At 39.7% G+C, this 26,503-nt stretch carries 33 protein-coding genes and 2 pseudogenes; 2 read left to right on the forward strand and 33 right to left on the reverse strand.

The genetic code is table 11. The features are described 5' to 3' along the window. Positions 1 to 129: pseudogene (locus ACFIK6_RS07555) on the forward strand (integrase); the annotation flags it as partial. A gap of 78 nt (positions 130 to 207) precedes the next feature. Here the strand turns inward: ACFIK6_RS07555 and ACFIK6_RS07560 are convergent. Further along, positions 208 to 1,191: an RluA family pseudouridine synthase gene (locus tag ACFIK6_RS07560; RefSeq protein ID WP_375642478.1), complete on the reverse strand. Its 984-nt coding sequence runs from the start codon at positions 1,189 to 1,191 to the stop codon at positions 208 to 210. 206 nt (positions 1,192 to 1,397) lie between these two features. Here ACFIK6_RS07560 and ACFIK6_RS07565 point away from each other — a divergent pair, with 206 nt between their 5' ends. Next, the gene (locus tag ACFIK6_RS07565) at positions 1,398 to 3,179 is read left to right on the forward strand and encodes a glucan ABC transporter ATP-binding protein/ permease (RefSeq protein WP_375642477.1); all 1,782 of its coding nucleotides are present in this window, start codon (positions 1,398 to 1,400) and stop codon (positions 3,177 to 3,179) included. 986 nt (positions 3,180 to 4,165) lie between these two features. Here the strand turns inward: ACFIK6_RS07565 and alaS are convergent. The 32 genes and pseudogenes from alaS to ACFIK6_RS07725 all read right to left on the reverse strand — a co-directional run. Next, positions 4,166 to 6,838: an alanine--tRNA ligase gene (gene alaS, locus ACFIK6_RS07570; protein ID WP_375642476.1), complete on the reverse strand. Its 2,673-nt coding sequence runs from the start codon at positions 6,836 to 6,838 to the stop codon at positions 4,166 to 4,168. A 205-nt stretch (positions 6,839 to 7,043) separates the two neighbouring features. Beyond that, complete coding sequence (recA, locus tag ACFIK6_RS07575) at positions 7,044 to 8,087, reverse strand: recombinase RecA (RefSeq protein WP_375642475.1); 1,044 nt, start codon at positions 8,085 to 8,087, stop codon at positions 7,044 to 7,046. A gap of 981 nt (positions 8,088 to 9,068) precedes the next feature. Next, positions 9,069 to 10,394: a replication-associated recombination protein A gene (locus tag ACFIK6_RS07580; RefSeq protein WP_375642474.1), complete on the reverse strand. Its 1,326-nt coding sequence runs from the start codon at positions 10,392 to 10,394 to the stop codon at positions 9,069 to 9,071. Positions 10,395 to 10,402: 8 nt separating this feature from the next. After that, complete coding sequence (locus ACFIK6_RS07585; RefSeq protein WP_375677515.1) at positions 10,403 to 11,797, reverse strand: DegQ family serine endoprotease; 1,395 nt, start codon at positions 11,795 to 11,797, stop codon at positions 10,403 to 10,405. A 267-nt stretch (positions 11,798 to 12,064) separates the two neighbouring features. Beyond that, positions 12,065 to 12,493: a 50S ribosomal protein L17 gene (gene rplQ / locus ACFIK6_RS07590; RefSeq protein WP_375642472.1), complete on the reverse strand. Its 429-nt coding sequence runs from the start codon at positions 12,491 to 12,493 to the stop codon at positions 12,065 to 12,067. Between the two features lie 24 nt (positions 12,494 to 12,517). Next, positions 12,518 to 13,531, reverse strand: a complete 1,014-nt coding sequence (locus ACFIK6_RS07595; protein ID WP_375642471.1) for a DNA-directed RNA polymerase subunit alpha — start codon at positions 13,529 to 13,531, stop codon at positions 12,518 to 12,520. Between the two features lie 94 nt (positions 13,532 to 13,625). Then, positions 13,626 to 14,015 carry a 30S ribosomal protein S11 gene (gene rpsK, locus ACFIK6_RS07600; RefSeq protein WP_007347762.1) on the reverse strand — a complete coding sequence of 130 codons (390 nt, stop codon included), beginning with the start codon at positions 14,013 to 14,015 and terminating at the stop codon, positions 13,626 to 13,628. A gap of 113 nt (positions 14,016 to 14,128) precedes the next feature. After that, entirely contained in the window at positions 14,129 to 14,497 is a 369-nt protein-coding gene (gene rpsM, locus ACFIK6_RS07605; protein ID WP_026500557.1) for a 30S ribosomal protein S13, read from the reverse strand. A gap of 181 nt (positions 14,498 to 14,678) precedes the next feature. After that, complete coding sequence (locus tag ACFIK6_RS07610; protein ID WP_375677516.1) at positions 14,679 to 15,257, reverse strand: adenylate kinase; 579 nt, start codon at positions 15,255 to 15,257, stop codon at positions 14,679 to 14,681. Continuing rightward, a complete protein-coding gene (gene secY, locus ACFIK6_RS07615; RefSeq protein ID WP_375642479.1) occupies positions 15,254 to 16,600 on the reverse strand; it encodes a preprotein translocase subunit SecY in 1,347 nt (448 codons plus the stop codon). The genes ACFIK6_RS07610 and secY overlap by 4 nt, the downstream gene beginning before the upstream one ends. Positions 16,601 to 16,761: 161 nt before the next feature. Then, complete coding sequence (rplO, locus tag ACFIK6_RS07620) at positions 16,762 to 17,229, reverse strand: 50S ribosomal protein L15 (protein WP_375642469.1); 468 nt, start codon at positions 17,227 to 17,229, stop codon at positions 16,762 to 16,764. A gap of 20 nt (positions 17,230 to 17,249) precedes the next feature. Next, positions 17,250 to 17,456, reverse strand: coding sequence for a 50S ribosomal protein L30 (gene rpmD, locus ACFIK6_RS07625; RefSeq protein ID WP_015856573.1), 207 nt, complete (start codon positions 17,454 to 17,456; stop codon positions 17,250 to 17,252). Positions 17,457 to 17,487: 31 nt separating this feature from the next. Continuing rightward, positions 17,488 to 18,036, reverse strand: coding sequence for a 30S ribosomal protein S5 (gene rpsE / locus ACFIK6_RS07630; RefSeq protein ID WP_015856574.1), 549 nt, complete (start codon positions 18,034 to 18,036; stop codon positions 17,488 to 17,490). Positions 18,037 to 18,147: 111 nt separating this feature from the next. After that, on the reverse strand, positions 18,148 to 18,510 hold the full coding sequence (gene rplR / locus ACFIK6_RS07635) for a 50S ribosomal protein L18 (RefSeq protein ID WP_375677517.1): 363 nt from the start codon (positions 18,508 to 18,510) through the stop codon (positions 18,148 to 18,150). Positions 18,511 to 18,522: 12 nt separating this feature from the next. Next, a complete protein-coding gene (gene rplF, locus ACFIK6_RS07640; RefSeq protein WP_015856576.1) occupies positions 18,523 to 19,056 on the reverse strand; it encodes a 50S ribosomal protein L6 in 534 nt (177 codons plus the stop codon). Positions 19,057 to 19,095: 39 nt separating this feature from the next. Further along, positions 19,096 to 19,494, reverse strand: a complete 399-nt coding sequence (gene rpsH / locus ACFIK6_RS07645; protein ID WP_015856577.1) for a 30S ribosomal protein S8 — start codon at positions 19,492 to 19,494, stop codon at positions 19,096 to 19,098. A 14-nt stretch (positions 19,495 to 19,508) separates the two neighbouring features. Beyond that, the gene (rpsN, locus tag ACFIK6_RS07650) at positions 19,509 to 19,814 is read right to left on the reverse strand and encodes a 30S ribosomal protein S14 (RefSeq protein ID WP_375657167.1); all 306 of its coding nucleotides are present in this window, start codon (positions 19,812 to 19,814) and stop codon (positions 19,509 to 19,511) included. 24 nt (positions 19,815 to 19,838) lie between these two features. Then, complete coding sequence (gene rplE, locus ACFIK6_RS07655) at positions 19,839 to 20,396, reverse strand: 50S ribosomal protein L5 (RefSeq protein WP_375619909.1); 558 nt, start codon at positions 20,394 to 20,396, stop codon at positions 19,839 to 19,841. Next, a complete protein-coding gene (gene rplX / locus ACFIK6_RS07660) occupies positions 20,389 to 20,703 on the reverse strand; it encodes a 50S ribosomal protein L24 (protein WP_375611476.1) in 315 nt (104 codons plus the stop codon). Before rplX ends, rplE begins: the two co-directional genes overlap by 8 nt. 12 nt (positions 20,704 to 20,715) lie before the next feature. Further along, on the reverse strand, positions 20,716 to 21,084 hold the full coding sequence (gene rplN, locus ACFIK6_RS07665; protein WP_004855715.1) for a 50S ribosomal protein L14: 369 nt from the start codon (positions 21,082 to 21,084) through the stop codon (positions 20,716 to 20,718). A gap of 144 nt (positions 21,085 to 21,228) precedes the next feature. Further along, entirely contained in the window at positions 21,229 to 21,468 is a 240-nt protein-coding gene (gene rpsQ, locus ACFIK6_RS07670; protein ID WP_375642467.1) for a 30S ribosomal protein S17, read from the reverse strand. Positions 21,469 to 21,479: 11 nt separating this feature from the next. After that, positions 21,480 to 21,680, reverse strand: a complete 201-nt coding sequence (gene rpmC, locus ACFIK6_RS07675; RefSeq protein ID WP_375642466.1) for a 50S ribosomal protein L29 — start codon at positions 21,678 to 21,680, stop codon at positions 21,480 to 21,482. Between the two features lie 12 nt (positions 21,681 to 21,692). Next, positions 21,693 to 22,106: a 50S ribosomal protein L16 gene (rplP, locus tag ACFIK6_RS07680; protein WP_375611475.1), complete on the reverse strand. Its 414-nt coding sequence runs from the start codon at positions 22,104 to 22,106 to the stop codon at positions 21,693 to 21,695. Between the two features lie 36 nt (positions 22,107 to 22,142). Then, positions 22,143 to 22,853, reverse strand: a complete 711-nt coding sequence (rpsC, locus tag ACFIK6_RS07685) for a 30S ribosomal protein S3 (RefSeq protein ID WP_273791408.1) — start codon at positions 22,851 to 22,853, stop codon at positions 22,143 to 22,145. Further along, on the reverse strand, positions 22,853 to 23,242 hold the full coding sequence (rplV, locus tag ACFIK6_RS07690; protein ID WP_375642465.1) for a 50S ribosomal protein L22: 390 nt from the start codon (positions 23,240 to 23,242) through the stop codon (positions 22,853 to 22,855). Before rplV ends, rpsC begins: the two co-directional genes overlap by 1 nt. 2 nt (positions 23,243 to 23,244) lie before the next feature. Then, positions 23,245 to 23,523 (reverse strand): 30S ribosomal protein S19, encoded by a 279-nt coding sequence (gene rpsS, locus ACFIK6_RS07695; RefSeq protein WP_004855734.1) that lies wholly within the window; start codon positions 23,521 to 23,523, stop codon positions 23,245 to 23,247. A gap of 15 nt (positions 23,524 to 23,538) precedes the next feature. Further along, positions 23,539 to 24,372, reverse strand: a complete 834-nt coding sequence (gene rplB, locus ACFIK6_RS07700; RefSeq protein ID WP_375642464.1) for a 50S ribosomal protein L2 — start codon at positions 24,370 to 24,372, stop codon at positions 23,539 to 23,541. A 20-nt stretch (positions 24,373 to 24,392) separates the two neighbouring features. Continuing rightward, positions 24,393 to 24,686 carry a 50S ribosomal protein L23 gene (locus tag ACFIK6_RS07705; RefSeq protein WP_273723987.1) on the reverse strand — a complete coding sequence of 98 codons (294 nt, stop codon included), beginning with the start codon at positions 24,684 to 24,686 and terminating at the stop codon, positions 24,393 to 24,395. After that, a complete protein-coding gene (gene rplD, locus ACFIK6_RS07710) occupies positions 24,683 to 25,303 on the reverse strand; it encodes a 50S ribosomal protein L4 (protein ID WP_375642463.1) in 621 nt (206 codons plus the stop codon). The genes ACFIK6_RS07705 and rplD overlap by 4 nt, the downstream gene beginning before the upstream one ends. A 2-nt stretch (positions 25,304 to 25,305) precedes the next feature. Further along, complete coding sequence (gene rplC / locus ACFIK6_RS07715) at positions 25,306 to 26,043, reverse strand: 50S ribosomal protein L3 (RefSeq protein WP_273723985.1); 738 nt, start codon at positions 26,041 to 26,043, stop codon at positions 25,306 to 25,308. A 27-nt stretch (positions 26,044 to 26,070) separates the two neighbouring features. Then, positions 26,071 to 26,379, reverse strand: coding sequence for a 30S ribosomal protein S10 (gene rpsJ / locus ACFIK6_RS07720; RefSeq protein WP_005773267.1), 309 nt, complete (start codon positions 26,377 to 26,379; stop codon positions 26,071 to 26,073). Positions 26,380 to 26,440: 61 nt separating this feature from the next. After that, positions 26,441 to 26,503: pseudogene (locus tag ACFIK6_RS07725) on the reverse strand (elongation factor Tu); the annotation flags it as partial.

Below are 26,503 nucleotides of genomic sequence, written 5' to 3' on the forward strand. Positions count from 1 at the left end.
ACAGTATCACAATTGAAAGCATTATTTGGCTGGACAAATGATAATATGGCATCTCTTTACACAAAGAGCGCAGATCGTAAAAAATTAGCCTTAGAATCTATAAAAAAGCTTCAAAAAAATGAGGGATAGGGGCAAAAAAACTCAATAGAATCAAGATTCACCTATTCCCCCACTATTACAGTAATGTATTGATTTAATAGAAATAGATTACTCTGTTTCAGCATCACTCTCATTAAAAGACAAAAGATTAAAACTTTGAACCATATGAGGTGGTAAAGGTGCAACAATATCCAATATTCCTCCTGAAGGATGAGGAATACGAATACGACGTGCATGAAGATGAAGACGGTTTTGAATTCCTCCTGGTAATGTCCAATTACTATCAGAAAAAAAATACTTTGTATCGCCAATGATAGGATGATCCATATGGGCAGCATGCACACGAAGCTGATGTGTTCTTCCTGTATAGGGTTCCATTTCAAGCCACGAAAGAGCCCGCCCTCGCGTATCTAAAACGCGATAGTAGGAAACCGCATGATGTGAATCTGGTTCCCCATGTTCACAAACACGCATTTTGTCACCTTGTGCAGTCATTTCCTTAACCATCCACGTTGAAATTTTGTCCTGCTTTTTTTTAGGAACGCCCCGAACCAACGCCCAATAAGTCTTTTTTGTTTCTCGCGCTCTAAAAGCAGCTGTTAAGGACTGAGCAGCTCCCCTTGATCGCGCAACAATAAGCACACCCGACGTCTCACGATCAAGCCTATGAACCAAACGCGGCTTTTCACCTTTTTTATTGCGCCATACCTCAAGCATACTATCCATATGACGTGTTAAACCAGAGCCTCCTTGTACAGCCAACCCAGCTGGTTTATTAAAAACAAATACCTTTGGATCTTCATAAAGCAGCATTTTTTTCAAAACGATTCCATCATCCTGCCCACGAAGTGTTTTATCCGTTATTAAAAGATTTTCCTTGTCATTAATAGGGAGAGGTGGAATACGAACAGCTTGCCCCATACAAAGACGCGTATCGGCTTTAACACGTCCACCATCAACCCGTATCTGACCAGAACGCAACAATTTTTGCAAAGCTCCAAAACCAAGTCCTGGATAATGCACCTTAAACCATCGATCTAAGCGCATTCCATTTTCATCTGCCTCAACTTTTTTTATTTCTACGCCTGCCATGAAAATTCCCTTACCTGATAATTTTATTGATCTATTTTTGCGCCTTTATAAACACAAAAATTGATATTTTAGTTGGCTTTATCACACCATATTACAGTTAGTATCCAAAATTGCCTTTTCTTAACGTCTAAATTTTATTAGCTAAAAACTAAGCGTTGTAAAAATCCACACCCTTTACGCTTAATAGCGAATGGAGATAATTAACCGTGTCCTTATTCAAAACCTATGCACGTGTTCTCACTTACCTAAATAGAGAAAAAAATGCATCCCTTTTAATCTGTACCGCTAATGTTATGTTAGCTATTATCACCATTGCGGAACCTATTTTATTCGGACGTGTTATTGATTCTATTTCAGAAAAATCAGCTATCATTCCTACTCTTACCCTTTGGGTTTGTTTTGGACTTTCACATATTATTGCTTATGTCCTTGTTGCTCGCGGTGCTGACCGCTTAGCCCATAGACGCCGCTTAATGGTTTTAACGGAATCTTTTGAACGTATCATTGCCATGCCTTTAATTTGGCATCAACAACGTGGGACTTCCAACGCACTCCATACACTTTTGCGCGCAATAGATTCCATGTCAACCATATGGCTTGATTTTATGCGCCAACACCTCTCAACGCTTGTCGCTTTATTGGTTCTCATTCCCATAGCGTTTAATATGAATTGGCGTCTTTCAATAGTCTTGGTTGTGCTTGCCATCATCTACGTATTAATTGCACATTTAGTGATGCGAAAAACAAAAGACGGGCAAGCCGCTGTAGAATGCTACCACCACAACCTTTTTAAACATGTCAGTGATTCAATTTCTAATGTTTCCATTGTACAAAGTTATAACCGAATAAAAGAAGAAACTTCTATACTGCATCAACATACAAATGCTCTGCTTAAAGCACAAAATCCTGTTCTTAATTGGTGGGCGCTTGCCAGTGGCTTAAATCGAATGGCTTCAACAATTTCAATCGTTTGTGTTCTTCTCCTTGGAGCTTTTTTTGTTGCAAAAGGTCAATTACGAGTAGGCGAAGTCGTTGCTTTTGTTGGATTTGCACAACTCATGATTAGTCGTCTAGACCAAATGAGCAATTTTATTAATTGTGCAATATCCTCACAAGCAAAACTGCAAGAATTTTTTGAAATGGAAGACTCAACCTTTCATACCAACGAACCACAAAATCTTCCTTCCCTCCAAAATGTTAAAGGCGCCATACAATTTCATCAAGTAACCTATAAATTTCCAAATTCTTCTCAAGGTGTTTTTGATATTTCCTTTGAGGTTAAAGCAGGACAAACTGTTGCGATTGTAGGACCAACAGGGGCTGGGAAGACAACATTGATCAATCTGTTGCAGCGCGTATACGACCCTACTATTGGGCATATCTCCATTGATGGAATAAATATATGCTCGATCAATCGCGAATCTTTACGCAAGTCTCTAGCAACAGTATTTCAAGACTCAGGTCTTTTCAACCGCACTATTTACGACAATATTTCAATAGGAAAAGCGAGCGCAACGAATGAAGAACTTTATGAAGCAGCAAAAATAGCAGAAGCTCACGATTTTATTCTAAAAAAAGCTGATTGTTATGACACAATGGTGGGCGAACGAGGATCTCAATTATCAGGTGGAGAAAAACAGCGACTAGCAATTGCACGCGCTGTTTTAAAAAATTCCCCTATTCTCATACTAGATGAAGCAACAAGCGCTCTTGATGTTGAAACAGAAGCACGTGTTAAAGATGCTCTCGATTCCATACGCCATAACCGCACTACTTTTATTATAGCACATCGCCTCTCAACAGTACGCAATGCTGATGTGATACTCTTTCTGGAACATGGTTACTTAATGGAAAAAGGAAACTTTCAAGAATTGATCGATAAAGGGGGACGTTTCTCTAATTTTTTAAAGGCAAGTGGTTTAACAATCAAACCACCAGAAAGAGAAGGAGAAAATGTTATCCCCTTACATGAAGCCATAGCTTCATAAAAACGATACTCTTCATAAATCTTATGCAAAAAAATCCTTCTCACTATAACAAGAGTTCTTATATATGATACAAGTAAAAAGATTTCTAAAAATGCCACAAACCATTTTAAGTGTTTAAGACAAATATTAAAACAACTTCCAGTTTTACCATCTTCTTTCAACTCAGCTTTACGATTCAAAACGAACTAAAACAATATCTTTTTAATAATGAATAGTATTGTATTGCTTTGCACTTTTGTTTATCACGTTCTTTATAGTCCTCTCATAAAGAACAAAACATCATTGTTTTGCACATTCATATGGCTTTTTTAAAGAAATATTTCTCAATGCTCTTAAGCCCATTTCACAACAACATTCGTGAGTGATTTTGATTAATTTAATATACACAGAATTTTAAATGATAAATTATCATTATAACTCAATGTATTAAGGCAATTGTATAATAATAAATTAGACATTAATCTAAATCTTTAAATTTATGTAACATTCCTTTGATTTATATAGATAATTCATTAATTTATAACTTGAAATAAAGATTTATAAAGATAGGAGAATATTCTTTTCAAAACCTTTTAATGATAAACCTAAAAATTGTTTTCTTGTAAATAAAAAGTAAAATGAAAACAATACAATAGCTCTTTTATAAGGATAATCGTATGCAATAAATCTTGTATTATTCCTTTCATAAAAGAGATTTTTTTTCAAAAAAATCTATAAGAGCAACACAATAACTAGTCTTCCTAGTAACAGCAAAGTATGAAGTGCTGCATAATCTATCTTATCTTAAAACAGTGATTTCTGAAATGCTTGGAAGCTATAATGCCAAATGAAAAAGTGATGATAAAGACAAACACTGTTTTTATCTTTACGATTGTATTTTTCCCAATTACGCTGTATCTTCATTTCAGAAATACACCAAACAAATATTCATGATACATAGATGCCAATCCAATATAAAAATGTAAAAACATCTATGCAGAATAATTTCATTCTTTAATTTTTTCCAAAAAATCTTTTAGTGCTGCAAATGCCTCATCAGCTTTGTTCCCCTCAGGACCACCAGCCTGCGCCATATCAGGACGGCCACCTCCACCTTTACCACCAAGCATAGCTGAAAGAATACGAACGAGATCAACAGCATTCAATCTATGAGTTAAATCATCCGTAACGCCGACAACAGCACTCCCTTTTCCATCCTCCGAGACACTAATAAACGCAACCACTCCAGATCCGATTTGTTTTTTCTCAGAATCGACGATCGCCTTAAGATCCCGTGGTAAAATATTTTTAACAACGCGTCCGGTAAAAGAAAAACCATTGATGATAGTCATATCACCTTGGCTCCTTTCTGTTATTCCACCACTCAACATCATTTTCTTGCGTACATCATTCAATTCTTTTTCAAGTTTACGACGATCATCAAGTAAAATTCGCACCCGTTCTTCCACACCAACAGAAGAAGTTTTTAAAAGATCAGCAATTTCATGAATACGTTCATCTTGGCGGCTAAGATAAAGGCGTGCTTCTTTACCTGTTAAAGCTTCAATACGCCGCACTCCAGCAGCTACAGAACTTTCAGAAACAATATGAATCAAACCGATATCCCCTGTTCGCTCCACATGTGTACCTCCACAAAGCTCAATTGACCAATTCTTCTGTAGTTCCCCTGGTTCAAGCTGATTTCCCATAGAAACAACACGAACTTCATCACCATATTTTTCACCGAATAACGCCATTGCCCCTTCAGAAATGGCATCATCTACAGCCATGAGGCGCGTTATCACTTTACTATTTTGCAAAATAATCTCATTTGCTAAATCTTCTATTTTTTTCAATTCTTCTGGTGAAACGGATTTTGGATGAGAAAAATCAAAACGCAACCGATCTGGCGATACAAGAGAGCCCTTTTGTGTAACATGAGATCCCAAAACTTGTCGTAAAGCTTCGTGTAACAAATGAGTAGCAGAATGATTTACACGGATTTTTTTACGACGAACAACATCAACGGTTAATTCTACACAGTCAGATCTCGATGCCTGACCAGATTTTACTTCTCCAATATGAATAAAAAGACCATCACTCTTTCTTTGGGTATCACTCACCTCAAAAATAAAATTTTCACCAGAAATGATACCGCTATCACCAATCTGCCCCCCAGCTTCACCATAAAAAGGTGTCTGATTAACAACAAGCATAGCTTTCTGACCTAAAGAAATATGATCAACGAGTTTACCATCACAAACAAGAGCTGTAAGAATGCCTTTAGCCGTTTCTGTTTCATAACCCAAAAATTCTGTAGCCTCCACTTTATCACGAACAGAAAACCAGATCTTTTCTGTTATAGCTTCCCCAGAACCAGACCAATTGGCACGCGCTTCCTCTTTTTGACGTTCCATCGCTTTATCAAAGGTATCAATATCAACAGATATTCCACGACGCCGCAAAACATCCTGCGTTAAATCAAGCGGAAAACCATAGGTATCATAAAGCTTGAAAGCAACTTCACCATTTAAATAATCTCCTTCTTTAAGATCGGTACTTGCTTCATTTAACAAACCAAGTCCTCGTTCAAGCGTTTTACGAAAACGCATTTCTTCTAACCTTAAAGTTTCTGAAATCAAAGATTCAGCACGCACCAATTCAGGATAGGCTTGTCCCATTTCGCGAATTAGAGCAGGCAAAAGACGCCACATCAATGGCTCTTTAGCACCAAGAAGATGCGCATGACGCATAGCGCGACGCATAATGCGACGTAAAACATATCCTCTTCCTTCATTAGAAGGAAGCACACCATCAGCAATCAAAAATGCAGATGAACGAAGATGATCAGCAATGACACGATGGCTGGCAATAAAATCACCCTTTGCCTCAATCCCTGTAATTTCTTCTGAAGCAGCAATTAATGCACGAAAAAGATCAATATCATAATTATCATGAACACCCTGTAAAACAGCAGCAATACGCTCTAATCCCATACCGGTATCAATAGAAGGATGAGGCAAATCAACACGCTTTTCCTTAGAAATCTGCTCATATTGCATAAAAACAAGATTCCAAATCTCAATAAAGCGATCGCCATCTTCTTCTATACTTCCAGGAGGACCGCCCCAGATTTTATCACCATGATCATAAAAAATCTCCGAACAAGGCCCACAAGGGCCTGTTTCTCCCATCGACCAAAAATTATCAGCCGTCGCAATACGGACAATTTTTTCATCTGGAAGACCTGAAATTTTCCGCCACAGTTCAGCAGCAGCATCATCACTCTGGTAAACTGTCACCAACAATTTATCTTTTGGCAGGCAAAATTCCTTCGTTAAAAGATTCCATGATAAAAAAATGGCTTCTTCTTTGAAATAATCACCGAAAGAAAAATTACCCAGCATTTCAAAAAATGTATGATGGCGCGCCGTATATCCAACATTATCAAGATCATTATGCTTTCCACCCGCACGAACACATTTTTGTGCCGTTGTTGCCTGCGTATAAGAAGGTTGTTCAAGTCCAGTAAAAACATTTTTAAACTGCACCATCCCTGCATTTGTAAACATAAGTGTAGGATCATTCCGCGGAACAAGCGGACTAGAAGAAAGAACTTTATGCCCATTACGATGAAAATAATCCAAAAATATTGACCGAATATTATTAACACTATTCATACTGACACCTGCTCAATACAGCACAAAACCATAAAAGAAAATCCCCCTCATTAAATATCCTCTTTGTCACGTATGGAGTCAATTTAATCAAAAATGGAATATTTGTTTTAAAAATTGAGAAAAAAATGACTGCGTATTTAAAAGCTCAAACAAAAAAACAGAAAAATCTTAAAAGCAAAAAATTATAGACGAAAAAAACGCTCCATCAAATGGCTTCATCACTTTCTATATTTTCTGACCCTGCATTTTCTAACAATTCAATCGCAATCAAACCAGCATTTTGGCGCAAAGCGGCTTCAATCTCTGTAGCTATTTCCGCATGTTCACGTAAAAACTGCTTTGCATTCTCACGCCCCTGTCCTAAACGCTGAGAATTATAAGAAAACCATGCACCAGATTTTTCCACAATACCAACCTTGACACCCAAATCAATCAATTCACCTACTTTGGAAATACCTTCACCATAAATAATATCAAACTCAACCTGTTTGAATGGAGGTGCTAGTTTATTCTTCACCACTTTAACACGCGTCTGATTACCAACGATTGAATCCCTGTCTTTAATGGATCCAATGCGACGAATGTCTAAACGAACAGAAGCATAAAACTTTAAAGCGTTTCCACCCGTTGTCGTTTCGGGAGAACCAAACATCACACCAATTTTCATGCGAATTTGATTAATAAAGACAACCATACAGTTAGAGCGAAAAATTGCTGCGGTTAATTTTCGCAACGCTTTACTCATTAACCGAGCTTGCAATCCGGGTAAAGCATCACCCATTTCACCGTCAATTTCTGCTCGCGGTGTTAAAGCTGCGACAGAATCCACAACAAGCACATCAACTGCACCAGAACGAACTAACGTTTCTGTAATTTCCAATGCCTGTTCACCGGTATCTGGCTGAGAAATGAACAAATTTGCTAAATCAACACCAAGCTTACGCGCATAAATAGGATCAAGCGCATGCTCTGCATCAATAAAAGCACAAATCCCACCTCCTTTTTGTGCCTCAGCAATAGCATGTAGAGCCAATGTTGTTTTCCCAGAACTTTCTGGCCCGTAAATCTCAACAATACGTCCCTTCGGTAATCCACCAATCCCTAAAGCAATATCCAAGGATAACGACCCTGTTGGAACTGTTTCAATTTCAACAACCTGCTCTTTCTGCCCAAGACGCATAATCGAGCCTTTACCAAAAGAACGTTCAATTTGTGATAGAGCAGCATCGAGAGCTTTTGTTTTATCCACGATTATATCCTTGACTGATTCATAATAACCTAAAACTTAAGTATACACTGTACTTTTAATTTAACTAAAGTCTTGAGTTTAGACTTTCACAGACGATTTCCATTCCTCTCTCCACATTATGTCCATAACATTCATGACCATCACAATAAAGAATTGGCATTGCTTATCTTATGACATATAATAAACTCCAATAAAATAATATCTCTATGAGAGCATAGTTAACATATTTATATCTCTCTAGAAAAGGAACAATTTAAATTTAAACACAATGTTCTAAAGCCCTTCTGCTTATCCCTTTGATTAAGCACTTAAGAGACTAAGAATTCTCCTGCTATTGATCCCACAAAAACGCATCATCAATCAATTTCATACCCTATTGCATTGAAGAACAAAACGCCATTTTGTTGCATATTCATGCACTTGATTTAAGAAACATCTCTCAATGCTCCCAAGCCCACTTCGTGACAACACCTATAAATGTGGTATACTATAAACCCCTTTGGGCGCCACCATCTTTATACTAAAGAAGGAGTAAGCAGGCACCATCACACTATTTATCATCCCCCAATGTTGCGACAGCTCTCGGCACATGAGACGATTCATAAGAGGAATTTAGTTCTTTCTTGTACAGTTTTTATCACACGCTAATCTTGCTTATAACATGCAAGCGAATGATTTGATTGATTCAACAAATAACAGGCTTGAAATGAGAGAAATTTACGGTATCTGAGACTTTCATTCAACTTATGAAACAGTCCGTTATCATTATAAATAAATATATTATTTAATAAAAACCACAAAAATAAAGCAGCTTAAAAGTTGAATAACACATTTAAATTTGATAAAAAAATACGCACTTTTGAAGATATCAAAAAATCTCTACGAGCAATGCAATAAACGTCTAAAATATAAGCTAAATTACTCATACAATAACATAAGAGATAAAAATAAATCCAAGAACAACAAAAAACGTATTTCAACTCAAATTTTATTTTGATCTTTACGTTTTTTGCGCAATTGTTTCCACCACTCAAGACGTTTCACAATTTCACGCTCAAAGCCACGCTCAACTGGTTTATAATAACTCTGACGCCCAAGTTTTTCGGGAAAATATTCTTGTCCTGAAAAAGCGTCTGGTTCATCATGGTCATAACAATAACCATTTCCATACCCTTCCTCCTTCATAAATTTCGTAGAGGCATTAAGAATATGCTTAGGAGGTGATAAAGAGCCATTTTTGCGCGCACAACGCAGTGCTGCTTTATACGCGAGATATGTTGCATTTGACTTTGGCGCAGTTGCAACATAAAGACATGCTTGCGCCAAAGCCAATTCTCCTTCTGGTGATCCTAAATAATCATAGGCATCTTTTGCTGCATTACAAATGACAAGAGCCTGAGGATCCGCCAAACCAACATCTTCAACGGCCATACGAACCAATCTTCGCCCAATATAGAGAGGATCTTCACCAGCATCTAACATACGTGCCAAATAATAAAGCGCAGCATCAGGATCAGATCCACGAACGGATTTATGCAACGCTGAAATGAGATTATAATGCCCCTCTCGTCCTTTATCATAAATGGGCGCACGACGCTGAATAACTTTTTGCAAAGCAACAACATCAAGAATCTCTCCCAGTGGTACAATAGACCAAACTTCCTCTGCCAATGTTAACGCTACCCGGGCATCACCATCAGACATCTCTATCAAAACGTCTCTGGCATCGTTGTCCAAGGGAAGAATTTTTCCCTCCACTTCTTCAGCACGCCTCAAAAGCATGTCCAAACTTTCATGATCATGAGAAAGAAATGTTAAAACACGCGCACGCGAAAGAAGAGCAGCATTAAGTTCAAAAGAAGGATTTTCGGTTGTTGCACCTATAAGTACCACAGTACCATCTTCCATCACAGGAAGAAAACTATCCTGCTGTGCACGATTAAACCGATGAATTTCATCAACAAAGAGAAGTGTTTTATCCCCAGATATAAAACGCCTCTGCGCAACTTCAAAAATCTTTTTAAGTTCAGAAACTCCTGTAAAAATAGCAGAAACCTGTTCAAACGCGAAATTTGTTTCAAGTGCTAACAAACGTGCAACGGTTGTTTTTCCCGTCCCTGGAGGTCCCCAAAAAATCATCGACCCAATTGAGCCAGTTGCCACCATACGTGAAAGCAAACCATCCTCTCCAATCAAATGCTTTTGTCCCACAACATCATTGAGAGAACAAGGGCGCATTCTTTCTGCAAGTGGCTGATTTTTATTAACTTGCAAATCAAACGACGAAGTAAAAAAATCTTTTTTCAAAAAAAACCTCAACGAATAAATTGGCGAATATACATACCATCACGTTCATATTCCAATTGCCAAGTACGCGAACGAGCTTGCATAAGAACCTTTTTCAACTGATGAACTGTTTGAATTTTATGGCCATTTACAACACGTAGAATATCTCCTGACTGAAAAATTCCAGATGCATTGCTCATTTCATCAAGATTGGTAATCACAACCCCTTTTGCAGATATAGGAAGATGAAAACGTCGACTATTTTGCGGTGTTAAATCTAACACTTCAGCACCAGCAAGAGGACTGTCACCCGTAATTTTTTCAGCTTTTAAAAGTGCAGTTTCTGATATCGATGAAACTGTTATTTGTGTTTTTAAAGTTTTTCCATTTCGTAAATATTCCAAAGCAAGATTATGCCCAACGTCAGCTGTCATCAAACGATACCCAAGACTATCTGGACTATCAACGCGTACCCCCTGCACACTCAAAATAACATCACCTACTTTCAATCCAGCTTTTTCAGCCGGACTATCTTTGATAACTTCAATAATCAGAGCACCATAGGGACGTTCTAAACCTAAACCACCAGCAATATCAGCTGTAACATTTTGAAAAGAAGCCCCAATATAAGGCGGCACAAAATATTTTCCACCGCGTTTAACAGTATCAAGCATTACTTTTACAAGATTAACTGGAATAGCAAAACCAATCCCTACAGAACCACCGGAACGCGAATAAATAGCCGTATTAATTCCGATTAACTGACCTTTCATATCAATTAAAGCGCCACCAGAATTTCCTGGATTAATGGCTGCGTCTGTTTGAATAAAAAAGTCAAAATCAGAAATCCCAACACGTGTACGCGCTTGCGCTGAAACAATACCACTTGTAACTGTTTGACCAACACCAAAAGGATTACCAATAGCAAGAACAAGATCACCAACTTCAACAGAATCAGAATTTCCCAAAGAAAGAACAGGAAATTGAGCATCTTTTGCATCAACTTTAAGAATTGCAATATCAGTTGCTTCATCTTTGAGCACAATCTTACTCTCAAACTCCCGCCCATCAGAAAAAGCCACTTTAATTTCGCTTGCATCTTTAATGACGTGATAATTTGTAACAATCAGACCACGTGCATCAACAATCACCCCTGATCCTAATGACGATTGCTTGCGAACAGGAAATTTATTTTGAAAACGACCAAAAAATTGCTCAAAAAATGGATCGCCTTCAAAAGGTGATCGTGCTCTAATTTGTCGAGCTGCATAAATATTCACAACAGATGGAACAGTCTTTTTAACTAAAGGAGCAAATGAAAGAGTAATTTCTGTTTGTGTTTGAGGAACACGAGCATATACATGATCAAATGATATCTGCATCATAATTGCAAAAAAAATCCGCACCCAAAAAGAATACCTCATAATCCACTCCTTATAAAATCAGCACATTCTGTTGAAAATTAATAGAATTAAAAAACGCATCCCCGCAAATTAAGGATCTCTACTAATATTTCATAATAGAGAATAAAAACAACCTATTTGAACAATAAATATTATAAAAATAAGATAATTCAATATCCTATAATTTTCTCTCTGCACCTATTTCTCAACTAAAACAAACTTAAAATGCTCACAAAAAAACCGCCTAAGACAAGGCGGCCTTTAAAAATCCAACAGAATAAAAAAACTCTACAAAGATGTTCCCTTTTCACTCTCAGAAGCCTCCATGCGAGCACGATCCCCAGCACCCTTCGCTTCAACATCACGATCAACAAATTCTATAACAGCCATGGGCGCATTATCACCGGTACGAAACCCCGCTTTCATAATACGCAAATATCCACCGTTGCGTGATGCATAACGTGGCGCAAGCGTATCAAATAATTTTGCAACCTTTCCTGCATCACGAAGTGCTGCAATTGCTTGCCGACGTGCATGCAAACCACCACGCTTACCAAGAGTAACAAGTTTTTCAACAATAGGACGAATCTCTTTAGCCTTTGGAAGCGTTGTCACAATCTGCTCATGCTCAATCAACGAAGTTGCCATATTTGCAAACATCGCTTTACGGTGACTGGCAGTACGATTCAACTTGCGTCCTGACTTACTATGGCGCATAAGGCTTCTCCTTAAATTCTAATTTTAATATTGATCTTCATAGCGTTTTGCAAGATCATCAATGTTTTCAGGCGGCCACGCAGGAATTTCCATCCCAAGATGTAAACCCATACACGCCAAAACTTCTTTAATCTCATTCAACGATTTGCGACCAAAATTCGGTGTCCGAAGCATCTCAGATTCTGTTTTTTGAATCAGATCACCAATATAAACAATATTATCATTCTTAAGACAATTTGCCGAACGAACTGAAAGTTCTAATTCATCCACTTTTTTGAGAAGTGCAGGATTAAAAGAAAGCTCAGAATCAGCCTCTTCAATAGGCTCCTTCTGCGGCTCTTCAAAGTTAATAAATAACGATAATTGATCCTGAAGAATACGTGCTGCAAAAGCAACAGCATCCTCTCCATTAACAGCGCCGTTTGTTTCAATCGTTAAGGTCAATTTATCATAATCCAAAACTTGACCTTCACGCGTATTTTCCACCTTATAAGACACTCTACGAATTGGTGAATAAAGACTATCAATTGGAATAAGCCCTATACGCGCATCATCAACACAATTACGATCAGATGGAACATACCCCTTTCCTGTGTTGACAATAAATTCCATACGAATTTCAGCTTCTTCATCAAGAGTACAAATAACATGATCTGGATTTAGAATTTCCATATCCCCAACAGTACTGATATCTCCCGCTTTCACGACACCAGGACCCTCTTTATAAACGACGACACGTTTAGGCCCTTCTTCTTCCATACGAAGCGCAATTTCTTTTATATTCAAAATGATATCCGTAACATCCTCACGCACACCAGGAATCGATGAAAATTCATGTAAGACACCGTCAATCTGCACAGCAGTAATAGCAGCACCACGAAGCGAAGATAACAACACGCGACGAAGTGCATTGCCTAACGTCAAGCCAAAACCCCGTTCAAGAGGTTCAGCAATCACACTTATAATATTTGGATTATCATGCGCACATGATTCAACCTTATTGGGTTTAATAAGTTCCTGCCAGTTTTTCTGGATCATATTTTTATTCCCGTTCTTTAGTTCCGTTACCATTCAATCGTAACGACCAATGTGAACATCAGAGAAATCTCCGACAACAAAAAACAACACCCAATTAAACACGCCGCCTTTTCCGCGGACGACATCCATTATGAGGAATTGGTGTTACATCGCGAATAGAAGTAATGACAAAACCAACAGATTGCAATGCACGTAGAGCAGATTCACGCCCTGATCCAGGTCCACAAACTTCAACTTCCAAAGAACGCATACCATGCTCTTGCGCTTTTCTTGCACAATCCTCCGCAGCAACCTGAGCAGCAAAAGGTGTCGATTTACGTGCACCTTTAAACCCCTGAGCCCCCGCAGATGACCAAGCAATTGCATTACCCTGAGCATCAGTAATAGTAATCATTGTGTTATTAAATGTTGAATTAATATGCACAACACCTGACGAAATATTTTTACGTTCGCGACGACGAACACGTGTGGCTTCCTTGGCCATAATTTCCCTTTCAACGATCTCATCACTGCCGTAACATCAGCAGCTCCACCTTTTTTCCTTGTCAAATAAATTAAACAAGAAAAAGAATATATAAAGACCTTCCACAAAGGCTCTTATTTCTTCTTACCGGCAATTGCCTTAGCCGGTCCTTTACGCGTACGAGCATTCGTATGAGTCCGCTGTCCTCGGACAGGCAAAGACCGGCGATGACGCAATCCTCGATAACAACCAAGGTCCATCAAACGCTTAACATTCATAGCAACCTCACGACGAAGATCACCTTCAACTTGATAGCCCTGATCTATCGCCTCACGAATCTGCAACACCTCAGCATCTGAAAGTTCATGCACACGACGCCCCAAAGGAATGCCAACTCTTTCAATAATTTCTTGAGCAAATTTCGGTCCAATCCCGTGGATATATTGAAGCGCAATAATTACACGCTTATTTGTCGGGATATTGACGCCAGCAATACGAGCCACGCCTACTCTCCTTAGTTATTTTGACAAGTTGTTATAAAATACCTAGTATACCTTATAGAAAAAAATAGACTCAGAAAAACAATTCTTCCGAATCCTCTTATTTCGCTAAAATAAATTAAATTTGTTTGTGATAGATTTCATCTCAAAAGTCAACTCTTTTCATTTATTTCTAAAAAAAATCTCATGAAAGAAAACCTCTAATCATACGTGTCACTTCAGCAATACCAATCATTCCATCAATGACCTTCAACATTCCCCTCTCTGAATAAAATTTTGATAAAGGAGCTGTTTTTTCACGATATTCTACTAATCTTTTTGCAAAAGAAACAGGATTGTCATCTAAACGAACCTGTCCACCAGCCGCTATTGTTTCCTCAACGCGCTTTTTCATACGTTCGATCAACACGTCTTCATCCACACACAACTCAATAACAGCATCAAGCCGCATATTTTTTGACTCTAGTATCTGTTGTAACGCTTCTGCCTGCCCCACAGTTCGCGGATATCCATCCAAAACAAAACCGTTTACACAATCAGTTTCATCAATCCGATCTGATACGATTTGGTTAACAATACTATCAGTGACCAAAGCACCGGAACTTATAATAGCTTTAGCTTTTTTACCAATCTCCGTTTCTTTGGCAATCACCTCACGCAACATATCCCCTGTTGATAAATGAGGAATGTTATATTCCTCAGTCAACATTTTTGCTTGCGTACCTTTTCCCGCTCCAGGAGGACCTAAAAGAATAACTCTCATCGATTCCTTCTACCTCCACGAAGTTTTGATTTTTTTATCAACCCTTCATATTGGTGGGCAACAAGATGCCCCTGAATTTGAGCAACCGTATCAAGTGTAACAGTAACAACAATCAACAAGGATGTTCCCCCAAGATAAAAAGGAACCTGTAATGCAGATATCATAAATTCAGGTAACAAACAAACCAAGATAATATAAACAGCGCCCACAACAGTAATACGCGTCAAAACGTAATCAATATATTCGGCTGTACGCTCACCTGGACGGATCCCTGGAATAAAACCAGAATGTTTTTTCAACTGATCTGCAGTATCACTTGGATTAAACACAATAGCTGTATAAAAAAAGCAAAAAAACGCCATTAAAAATGCATAAACCATCATATAAAGTGGCTGTCCATGACCAAGAGCATAAGAAATCGCCTGAACCCATTGTGGCATTTTATCAGAAAAATTATTAATAGTGGCAGGTAATAATAATAAAGATGAAGCAAAAATAGGTGGAATAACACCAGCAGTATTCAACTTTAAAGGAAGATGCGACATATCTCCTTGAAACATTTGATTACCGACCTGACGTTTCGGGTACTGGATAAGAATTCGCCGTTGCGCACGCTCTATAAAAACAATAAGCCCAATAACCAAAACAGCAATAAGAACGATTCCTATTAAAAGAAAAGTTGATAAATCAGCCTGACTATGAGCTGTCAAAAGCTGAGCAAAAGTAGAAGGAAAGTTGGCTACAATCCCTGTAAAAATGATAAGAGAAACCCCATTACCAACACCACGTGACGTAATTTGCTCACCAAGCCACATGAGAAACATCGTTCCGCCAACAAGTGTAATAACAGAAGAAATGCGAAACATAAGACCTGGTTCTAAAACAATTTGAAGTCCCGTTCCGATACCGCTTTCAAGCGCAACCGCAATACCAAAAGCTTGTAGAATTGCCAATACTACTGTTACATAGCGCGTATATTGATTGATAACCTTACGACCTAATTCCCCTTCTTTTTTAAGAGTTTCCAAAGAAGGAATAATAGATGTTAACAATTGGACAATAATAGATGCCGATATATAAGGCATAATACCCAGCGCAAAAATAGCCATACGCCCAACGGCACCTCCAGCAAACATATTAAAGAGCCCTAATACACCCGACGCATGATGTTCAAATGTTTGCCGCAAAGCATCGATATTAATACCTGGAAGAGAGATATAAGTACCAAAGCGATATACAAGGAGCGCCGAAAGAGTAAACCAGATGCGTTTCTTTAATTCAGTTGCACGCGAAAAGGTACCGAAGTTTATATTGGAAGCAAATTGCTCTGCTGCTGATGCCATAAAACGTCTCCACTTCACACTCCAGTTCTTTAAATCACAGAAGTATAACCCTAAAATTCATATATGCATACATAAATAAATGCAGAATTTAAAAAATCTCCACAAAAGATCCCATAGAACAGATGTAATTCTTCTTTAGGTCTCTACTCATATTAAAAAAATTATTGAGCAATATCAGGAAAAATAACCTGGCCACCCACTTTTTCAATCTTAACACGAGCAGCTTGTGAAGCACCAGAAACATGAAAGGTAATCTTAGCCTTCAAATCACCATCAGAAAGAAGACGAACCCCATCTTTTTCACGACGAATAATACCTGCCTCTTTCAGAGCAATTATATCAACAGGCTTTTCAATATTCAACTTACCTTCATCAACGGCCAACTGAATACGTCCTAGCGAAACTTCATTATAGGTTTTGGCAAAGAAATTTCTAAATCCACGTTTTGGCAAACGACGATAGATAGGCATTTGCCCACCTTCAAAACCATTAAGAGAAACACCAGAACGCGACTTTTGCCCTTTTACACCACGACCACCAGTCTTACCCGTACCAGAACCAATACCACGCCCAACACGCTTACGATTTTTTGTTGCGCCTTCACAATCACGCAGTTCATTGAGTTTCATATCTAATACTCCTGCAACCCTTAACCTTCATCTATAACGCGAACAAGATGCCGAACCTGAGCAATCATACCCCGCACACAAAGTGTATCATCTAAAACGCGCCGACGACGCATTTTATTTAGTCCAAGCCCCTTTAAGGTTGCACGCTGAATCTGTGAGTTTCGAATAGGGCTTCCAATTTGCTCCACCGTGATAGTTTTACCACTCTGAGATTTTTTCTGAACCATTTCCTAATTCCTTTTCTGATAATCTCAGAAACTATCCTTCTAGGTCAACCAAATGGCGCCGACGCGCCTGCAAAGTCGAATATTTTATACCACGTTGAGCAGCAATATCCCTAGGATGCATTTGATGTTTCAATGCATCAAATGTCGCACGAACCATGTTATAAGGATTCGACGATCCTAATGATTTTGCAACGACATCCTGCATACCAAGAGCCTCAAAAATAGCACGCATCGGCCCCCCAGCAATAATACCAGTACCAGCAGAAGCCGAACGTAGCAAAACACGCCCAGCTCCATGACGACCTTCAAGATCATGATGCAATGTACGTCCAGACCGAAGCGGAACATAAATCATCCCACGTTTTGCAGATTCCGTTGCTTTACGAACGGCTTCTGGAACTTCACGGGCTTTACCATGTCCAAAACCCACACGCCCTTTTTGATCTCCAACGACAACAAGAGCAGCAAAACCAAAACGCCGACCACCCTTTACAACTTTAGCAACACGATTGATATGAACTAACCTATCGACAAATTCATTATCGCGTTCTTCTCTCTCACCACGTTCTTTTTGTGCCATTCCTCATTCCTTTTTCTTTTCCGGAAGCACCATAACAAAGTCCCTCATCAAACTAGAAGAACTTAAACGAAATACTCTAAACTCTCCTTACTCATTCATAAATAAGAAATTTTAGAAATTCAAACCACCTTCACGAGCAGCTTCAGCTAAAGCTTTGACTCGACCATGGTACACATACGCACCACGATCAAAAACCACCTCATTAACACCCGCCTGCTTCGCACGCTCAGCAATTAACTTACCAACAGCAAAAGCTGCTTTTTTATCAGCACCACTCTTTAACGACTTTTTTAAATCACTTTCAAGAGTAGAGGCTGAAACAAGTGTACGTCCCCGCAAATCATCGATAACTTGAGCATAAATGTTCTGATTTGAACGATAAACACTAAGCCGAGGACGATCGTGAGAAACCATTTTAATTCTACGACGAACACGCCTTGCACGACGTTGGATAATGTCCTTAGATGAAACCATAATACAAAATCCTTATTTCTTTTTACCTTCTTTACGGAAGATACGTTCATCTGCATGCTTAACACCTTTACCCTTATAAGGCTCAGGCCTACGATACTCACGAATCTCCGCTGCAACTTGTCCAACTTGCTGTTTATCAATTCCAGAAACAACTATTTCTGTTGGTTTAGGAACAGTTACAGTAACACCCGATGGAACTTTATAAACCACATCATGCGAAAAGCCTAGAGATAGTTGAACATCCTTACCCTGTAAAGCAGCACGATAACCAACCCCATTAATCTCCAACCTCTTTTCAAAACCATCTTTCACACCACAAAAAATGTTCTCAATCATTGAGCGCGACATACCCCATTTAGAACGCGCATCTTTTGACTGATCCCGCGGCATAACTGATATGATATTTTCCTCAAACTTGACTAAGACTTCATCATTGACGACGTAACTCAGTTCACCTTTTGGACCTTTTGCCTTAACCAGCTGACCTTCAACAGTAGCAGTAACTCCAGAAGGAATTGAAATGGGTTTCTTTCCAATACGAGACATTGTTCTAACCTACTTTTTCTTCCGTTTTCTTGACATAACTTAGAAAACACGACAAAGGAGTTCTCCACCAACATTCTGTTCACGCGCCTCATGATCTGCCATGACACCTTTAGGAGTCGATAAAATCGAAATACCAAGACCATTTGCCACCTGTGGAAGTGACTTAGCAGAAACATACACACGACGACCTGGCTTTGATACACGTGAAATCTCACGAATAGCAGCCAGCCCTTCAAAATACTTCAACTCGATTTCAATTTCAGCTTTCCCATCACCTAAATCAATTTGATTATATCCGCGAATATAACCTTCCGACTGAAGAACATCAAGAACGTGCGCACGAAGCTTCGAAGCTGGGGTAACTACTTTACCTTTTTTACGACCAAGCGCATTACGAATACGTGTTAACATATCACCAAGAGGATCTGACATAGACATTAAATAATCTCCTCTTACCAACTAGACTTTACAATACCAGGAATATGGCCAATAGAGCCAAGCTCACGCAACGCAATTCGCGACATTTTTAATTTACGATAATAAGCCCGCGGACGACCTGAAACCTCACAGCGATTACGAATACGAACTTTCGAAGAATTACGCGGCAACTCAGCCAACTGAACAGAAGCTTTAAAACGTTCTTCAAGAGAAACCTTCTGATCCATAACTATTGCTTTCAAACGTGCACGACGGGCAGCATAACGCTTTACCATCACCTCACGATGCTTATTTTTTTCAACGGCACTTACTTTGGCCATAATTTCACCTCACTACGTTTGCCGTTACGAACGAAAAGGAAAATTAAAAGCACGCAATAACTCACGAGCTTCATCATCCGTTTTTGCTGTCGTACAAACGATAATATCCATGCCCCAAATCTGATCAACTTTATCATAGTTGATTTCTGGAAACACAATGTGTTCTTTAATACCCATAGCAAAATTGCCACGACCATCAAAACTCTTTGGATTTAAACCACGAAAGTCACGAACCCGCGGAAGAGCAATCGTAACAAGACGATCTAAAAACTCAAACATACGATCTTTACGCAATGTAACTTTAGCCCCAAGAGGCATTCCTTCACGAACCTTAAAGGTCGCAATAGAATTACGCGCACGCGTAACAACAGCTTTCTGACCTGTTATTAGCCCTAAATCCTCAGCCGCAAGGGAAGGCTTCTTCGAATCAGCAGTTGCTTCGCCTATTCCCATATTTATTACAATTTTATCAATCCGCGGAATTTGCATTGCATTTCTGTAATTAAACTTCTCTTGAAGTGCTTTACGAATCACTTCAAAATAATGCACCTTCATACGCGGTATTTGTCTTTCCTCAGCCATTAATCAACTCTCCCGAACGCTTGGCAAAACGCACTTTATTACCATCTGCATTCATACGAAAACCTACACGTGTAGGCTTACCATCTTTAGGATCAGCAATCGCCAAATTAGACAGATGAATCGGAGCTTCTTTAGAAATAATTCCAGCTTCTTGCTTCTGCGTTTGACGTTGATGACGTTTAATCATATTAATCCCACGAACAAAAGCCTTATTCTCTTTTGGATTAACTTTAATTACTTCACCGCTACATCCTTTATCCTTACCGGATAAAACAACGACTTTATCACCTTTTCGAATCTTTTGCATAACATTTACTCCTTACAGAACTTCAGGAGCGAGCGAGATGATCTTCATATGATTCCTACCACGCAATTCGCGGGGAACAGGTCCAAAGATACGAGTGCCGATCGGCTCTTTTTTATTATCTACTAAAACCGCAGCATTACTATCAAAACGAATGACACTACCATCTGCGCGACGAATATCCTTAGCAGTACGAACCACAACAGCTTTCATAACATCACCTTTTTTAACACGGCCACGAGGAATAGCATCCTTAACCGAAACAACAATAATGTCACCGACCGAAGCATATTTCCGCTTTGAACCGCCTAACACCTTGATGCACATGACACGACGAGCACCAGAATTATCAGCAACGTCGAGGTTTGTTTGCATCTGAATCATGACTGGCCACCTTCTCTTAACACATATACCCGATTGTACCTTTTGTACACTCGGATTTGCCTGCCAAATAACGATAAAGCTATTGCCTTCAAATTTATCAATGATAAAAACATTGTTAAACTCTAAAACAATAAACTTAACCTATTACGCTACATTGTCTTTTACAACAATCCAACTTTTATCTTTCGAAATTGGTCTAGATTCTTGAATAGAAACTTGATCCCCAATCTTGAATTGGTTGTTTTCGTCATGCGCTTTATAATTTTTAGACTGCCGAACAGTCTTCTTAAGAAGCGGATGAGAATAACGGCGTTCAACTTTTACAACAACAGTTTTATCACTTTTGTCGCTAATAACAACACCCTGCAAAACGCGTTTAGGCATCTCTCATTTCCTTAAACCTTACTTTCACTTAATCTTTGACGAAGAAAAGTTTTAATACGCGCAATATCACGACGAACTTGTCTAACACGCGCAGTCTTTTCTAATTGACCTGTTGCTTTTTGAAAACGCAAATTAAATTGCTCTTTCTTTAACTTAGCCAATTCATCTTTTATTTGGTCGAGCGTTTGCGCCCGTAATTCTGTGGCTTTCATCGCTTAACCTCATTATTCAGCAATACGCTGGATGAAACGCGTTTTTATAGGCAACTTTGCAGCGCCTAATCTCAGCGCTTCACGTGCAACATCCTCCGGAACTCCATCAAGCTCAAACATGACGCGCCCAGGAGCAACACGTGCAGCCCAATAATCAACACTTCCCTTACCTTTACCCATGCGAACTTCAGTCGGTTTAGATGTAACCGGAAGATCTGGAAAAATGCGAATCCACACACGACCAGAACGCTTCATATAACGTGTAATCGCACGGCGCGCCGCTTCAATTTGACGAGCAGTAACCCGCTCCGGCTCAACAGCCTTCAAACCGTAGGCACCGAAATTCAAATCCGTACCACCCTTCGCAAAACCGTGAATACGGCCTTTGAACTGTTTACGGAACTTTGTGCGCTTTGGCTGCAACATTGTTCTCTACTCCAAATTTTAGTTCAATCTCAAAAACTAAGCATTTTCGCGGCGACGATTCGATGAAGAACCAGATTGATCAGCTTCCGTAGCACGACGCTCTGAAGCCATCGGATCATGCTCAAGAATCTCACCCTTAAAGACCCAAACTTTAATACCACAAATACCATAAGCGGTCTTAGCTTCTGCTGTACCGTAATCAACATCAGAACGCAAGGTATGAAGTGGAACACGACCTTCACGATACCATTCCATACGAGCAATTTCAGCACCACCAAGACGGCCAGAACAATTGATACGAATACCCTCCGCACCAAGACGCATAGCAGATTGAACAGCACGCTTCATTGCACGACGAAAAGCAACACGACGCTCTAACTGTTGAGCAATTGATTGCGCAATAATTGTCGCATCAATCTCCGGTTTACGAATCTCCACAATATTCAATGAAGTTTCAGCATCCGTCATTTCTGAGAGCTTACGACGAAGCTTTTCGATATCGGCACCCTTTTTACCAATAATCAAACCAGGACGTGCAGAATGAATCGTAATACGACACTTTTTATGAGGACGCTCAATAACAACCTTAGAAATAGCTGCCTGTTTAAGCTCCTCAAGCACATATGAACGAATTTTCAAATCCTCATGAAGAAGGCGCCCATATTCACCACTATCAGCATACCAACGAGAGTCCCAAGTCCGATTAACACCAAGACGAAGTCCTATTGGATTTATCTTCTGCCCCATTACGCGGCCTCCACTTTTTCGGTAACTTCACGAACAATAACAGTAAGATGCGAAAATGGACGTTCAATTCTACTAGCACGCCCTCGACCACGAACATGAAAGCGCTTCATCACTATCGACTTACCAACATAAGCTTCCGCCACAACAAGCGAATCAATATCAAGATCGTGGTTATTTTCTGCGTTTGCAATTGCTGATTCAAGCGTTTTTTTCACAGTAGCAGCAATACGCTTGCGTGAAAACATCAAATCAGCGAGCGCTACATTAACTCTTTTACCACGAATCATTGCAGCAACTAAATTAAGCTTCTGCGGACTAACACGAATTGTCCGCGTGACAGCTCTTGCTTCATTATCTTTAAGCTGGCGCAAAACTTTAGCTTTTCCCATTCCTACTTCCTCTTCGCTTTTTTATCGGCACCATGACCATAATAAGTCCTAGTAGGAGCGAACTCACCAAACTTATGCCCAACCATCTCTTCAGAAACAGAAACAGGAATATGCTTATTACCGTTGTAAACACCAAAAGTTAAACCAACAAATTGCGGTAAAATAGTAGAGCGACGGCTCCATATTTTTATAACTTCATTGCGCCCACTTGCACGTACCTTCTCTGCTTTACCAAGAAGATAGCCGTCAACAAACGGACCTTTCCACACTGAACGAACCACCTCAGACTACCTTTCTTATTTCTTGCGTTGATGACGCGTACGCATAATAAATTTATCAGTGGCTTTATTGGAGCGCGTACGCTTACCTTTTGTTGGTTTACCCCAAGGAGATACTGGATGGCGCCCCCCCGATGTACGACCTTCACCACCACCATGCGGATGATCAACGGGGTTCATAGCAACACCACGAACATGTGGACGCTTACCACGCCAACGTGACCGACCTGCCTTACCATCATTAATATTCCCATGATCAGGATTTGAAACAGCGCCAACGGTTGCAAAACAGCTACTAGGAACCAAACGCTGTTCACCAGAATTTAAACGAAGAATAGCCATACCCTGATCTCGTCCAACCAACTGCGCATAAGTACCTGCTGAACGTGCTATCTGCCCCCCTTTTCCTGGCTTCATCTCAACATTATGAATAATTGTGCCTACAGGCATATTACCAAGAGGCATAGCATTACCTGGTTTAACATCCACATTTAAACCAGCCATAACGGAATCACCAACCGCAAGACGCTGTGGCGCAAGAATATAACTCAATTGCCCATCCTCATAACGGATTAAAGCAATAAAAGCGGTACGATTAGGATCGTATTCTAAACGCTCAACTTTTGCTGAAACATCACGTTTAAGACGCTTAAAGTCGACAAACCGATAACTACGTTTATGTCCACCACCCTGAAAACGAGCAGTAACACGACCGCGATTATTGCGTCCACCCTTTGAAGATAAACCTTCAGTCAACATCTTTATAGGTTTTCCCTTATAAAGACAAGAACGTTCCACAATAACAAGCTGACGCTGCCCAGGTGTAGTTGGATTAAATTGCTTAAGTGCCATTATTCCTATCTCCGAGCCTCTTAAAGACCTGTCGAAACGTCGATAGTCTGACCACTGGCCAGAGTTACGATCGCTTTTTTGACATCACTCTGCCGACCAACTATACCTTTGAAACGCTTCACTTTACCCTTACGGACTATCGTGTTAACTGCTTTAACTTTTACGCTAAAAAGCGCTTCAATAGCAGCCTTAATCTCAGGCTTCGTCGCTTTCGGCGCGACATTAAAAGCAACTTGATTATATTCAGAAATCATAGTCGCCTTTTCAGTAATAACTGGACTAATAATTATATCATAATGGCGAAGATCTGTCATTTAAAACGCTCCTCAAGAGCCTCAACAGCTGCTTTTGACAAAACAAGTTTGCTGCGACGCAAAATATCATAAACATTAATTCCCTGAATCGGCAAAATGTCAATATTAGGAATATTAGAGGCTGCACGAAAAAAGTTAATATCAATCTCTTTACCACCAATCAAGAGAGCGTTATTAAATCCAAGCTTAGAAAAATGAGAAACAAGCATTTTCGTTTTAGCATCCTTAACAGTCAACTCATCCACAATAATTAAATCTTTTGCTTTTAATTTTGCAGATAAAGCAAGACGTAAGCCAAGAGCACGAATCTTTTTAGGAAGATCATGCGCATGGCTACGAGCCACCGGTCCATGTGCCTTACCCCCACCTCTAAACTGCGGTGCACGTGCAGATGAATGTCGAGCGCGCCCTGTTCCTTTCTGTTTAAACATTTTCGCCCCTGTTCGCGATACATCAGAACGACCTTGGGATTGATGACTTCCCTGCTGACGACGTGCAAGCTGCCAACGAACGACACGTTGCAAAATATCCTCACGCGGAACAAGATCAAAAATAGCTTCAGAAACCTTTACTTTGCCAGCTTCATTACCATCAAGAGTTTTAATTACAAGATCCATTATTAGGCTCCCTCAACTTCAGAGGTTTCCATCACCGGAGTAACCATTTCCGTTTTCTCCTTCACAAGACGGCGAATACCAGCAGGCTTTGGAGCATTATCAGGAAGAGGCTTCTTCACAGCATCCCGTACCAAAATCCAAGAACCTTTAGAACCAGAAACAGCACCACGGACTAAAATTAAACCACGCTCACTATCCGTGGAAATAACTTCAATATTCTGTGTTGTTACACGCACTTGCCCCATATGGCCAGCCATTTTTTTACCCTTAAAAACTTTACCAGGATCTTGGCATTGCCCTGTAGAACCATGAGCACGATGTGTGATCGAGTTACCATGGGAAGCACGATGCCCACCAAAGTTATGTCGTTTCATAACACCAGCAAACCCCTTACCGATACTGGTACCAGTCACATCAACTCTTTGCCCTGGAACAAAATGTTCCACCGTAATTTCAGTACCAACATCAAGAAGATTGTCGGGACTCACACGAAACTCTGCTATTTTGGCTTTAGGCTCAACAGAAGCCTTAGCAAAATGTCCACGAAGAGCTTGTGAAGTATTCTTAACCTTAGCAAAGCCTACACCTAATTGAACAGCAGTATAACCATTCTTTTCAACTGTACGCTGAGCAACGACTTGACAATTCTCCAAACGAAGTACCGTCACCGGCACATGCTCACCAGCATCATTATAAATACGGGTCATGCCCAGCTTCTGTGCTATTACACCTGAACGCATCGGGTCTGTTCCTTCTGTCCTCAAACCTCAGAGCTTAATTTCTACATCCACACCAGCAGAAAGATCGAGCTTCATAAGCGCATCCACTGTTTGCGGCGTTGGATCAACAATATCAAGAAGACGTTTATGTGTCCGCATCTCAAACTGCTCACGACTCTTCTTATCAATATGCGGTCCACGATTAACCGTAAATTTCTCAATCCGCGTTGGAAGCGGAATGGGACCACGGACATTTGCACCGGTACGTTTAGCAGTCGATACAATCTCACGCGTCGACGTATCAAGAATTCTATGATCAAACGCTTTCAAGCGAATGCGAATATTTTGACTGTTCATGCTCTTTATTTCCCTGTTATACAAAGCGCCTTCAATAATAAAGGCACTCAACAAGCATTATTTATTCAATGATCTTAGAGACGATACCGGCACCAACAGTACGACCACCTTCACGAATAGCGAA

Origin of the sequence: Bartonella sp. AS69XJJH (assembly GCF_042195585.1) — a bacterium.
In the GTDB taxonomy this organism is placed as follows: Bacteria; Pseudomonadota; Alphaproteobacteria; order Rhizobiales; family Rhizobiaceae; genus Bartonella.